Below are 2,094 nucleotides of genomic sequence, written 5' to 3' on the forward strand. Positions count from 1 at the left end.
CGGAGCGGGCTCGGGGCCGCGGCTCCGGGCGGCAGCGCGACGGACACGATGCGTCGATCAGTCCCCCGACCGGTGAACCCCGCCGCGCAGGGCGGCGGTTCGGTTCTCCGGTGCACCTCCCGCAAACCTACACAAGGGCCGCGCGGGGCCGTACGGCGGCTGCCGGGACCCGTGGGCGGACGGACGGCAGGCGGGACGAACGTGACGCTCTGTCAGCTCGAAGGCTCCGCACCGGCATGCCCCGGGATCTCCACACGATCCTCACAACCGGAGGGTTGGGAGGGGCCGCCCGGGCGCAGGCCGTCACGGGAAAACGCTTACCGGAGCGGCGGCTCACCGCCCATTCCGCCCGATACCGCCCGGACCCTCGCGATACGGATGTTTCTCGGCGTCTCCGCGCCCCTCACCGCATTCCGCTTCCGCTCGCCGGGGCCGTCCGCCCGCCTGGCACAGATTTAGGGGAATGGCGGCCGTACTGTCCTGACCTGCTCAGTTTCGACACCGAAACGGACTCCCAAGGGCACATGCCCGGGGACTCTGTGTCACAAGTGATCAGTTCCGGCTATGCTTCACAGGGCTCAGTGGACCGGACCAACTCCCGTGCCCTGCCGCCTGGTTGGCGCCGTACGCGTGCGTGCGGACCCCGCCCCGGACTCTCCGCTGCCGCCCCCGCACGTCTGCTCACAGCTAGTCGATTGATTTGAGGATCCTGATGGTTCGTGCTGGATCGTCACCCGGAAACCAAGGGTCCGGCCCGGTACTCGTCTGGTTGCTGCCCGTCGCCGCCATCGCCGCGGCCACGGCCGTCGCCGTCCCGCTCGTCGGAGAGGGCGCCCGGCTCGCGGTCGCCGTCTGCGGCCTCGTCGCCACCCTCGCCGTCGGCCTCGTCGCCGCCGAAGTGGGCCGCAGAGGACAGGCGTTGGCGGCGGCGCGGGTCCAGCACGCCGAGCAGCTCGCCGAGTTGCGCGCGCGGCTCCAGCAACAGGAGATCGCGACGGTGCAGTTGGCCAGGGAGCGGCTGCCCGAGGCGGTCGAGCGCCTCCAGGAGGGCGAGTTCGCCGAGGACGTCCTCCACTCGATGCCGCGCGTCGAGGGCCTCAGCGGTGAATTCCAGGCCGCGCACGGCCAGTTGCTGCGCTCGGTCGTCGAGGCCGTGCAGGCCGAGGAGACCCTCCGTGACTCCGCGCAGCGCGGCGTCGTCAACGTCGCCCGCCGGGTGCAGGCCATCGTCCACCGGCAGGCGACCGACCTGCGCGGCATGGAGGACCGGCACGGCCAGCACCCGGACTTCTTCTCCGACCTGCTGCGCCTGGACCACGGCACCGCGCTCATCGGACGCCTCGCCGACAGCATCGCGGTGCTCGGCGGGGCCCGGCCGGGCCGCCAGTGGAGCAAGGCCGTCCCCGTCTACAGCGTGCTGCGCGGCGCGATGTCGCGCGTACTGGACTACCAGCGCGTCGAGTTGCACTCGGTCGCGGACGTCGCGATCGTCGGCCCCGCCGTCGAGCCGCTCATCCACGCGCTCGCCGAACTGCTCGACAACGCCACGCGCTACTCGCCGCCGAAGGCCCGCGTCCACCTCACGGCGGGCGAGGTGCACGCCGGCATCGCCATCGAGATCGAGGACGGCGGCGTCGGGCTGAGCGAAGAGGCGCGCGCCCGGGCCGAGTTGCGGCTCAAGGAGGCACAGGCGGGCATCGACCTCAACGACCTCGGGGAGTCGCCCCGCCTCGGCCTCGCCGTGGTCGGACGCCTCGCGCAGGCCTACGACTTCCAGGTCTCGCTGCCGCCCTCGGCGTACGGCGGCGTCCGCGCGGTCCTCGTCGTACCGAAGAAGCTGATCACCACCGCGCCCGCGACGGGCCGTGCCCACGGCATCGGCGCCGGTCCGGGACACGAGCAGACCCCGCGTGCCGGCGTGCCCGCCCAGCCGACGACGTCGCCGACTCCCGTCTGGCCGGAGGCCGACGGCTCGCGCGACGCCTCCGCCTACTCGGCGGCGCCCTCGTCCCTGGGGCAGGGGGCACGTCGCGCGGCATCCGCGGGCGCGACCGACGGACGGGGCACGGGCTTCCCGTCCGCCCCGGCGGGAGC

The 2,094-nt window shown here is 73.4% G+C and carries 1 protein-coding gene; it reads left to right on the forward strand.

Features of this window, described 5'->3' with window-relative positions:
* Positions 1-769 precede the first annotated feature (769 nt).
* Positions 770-2,094 (forward strand): ATP-binding protein (locus tag AN218_RS16245; protein ID WP_420855975.1); only part of this gene is annotated, 1,325 nt, incomplete at its 3' end.

The sequence above is a fragment of the Streptomyces nanshensis genome, from assembly GCF_001751255.1.
Lineage (GTDB): Bacteria > Actinomycetota > Actinomycetes > Streptomycetales > Streptomycetaceae > Streptomyces > Streptomyces nanshensis_A.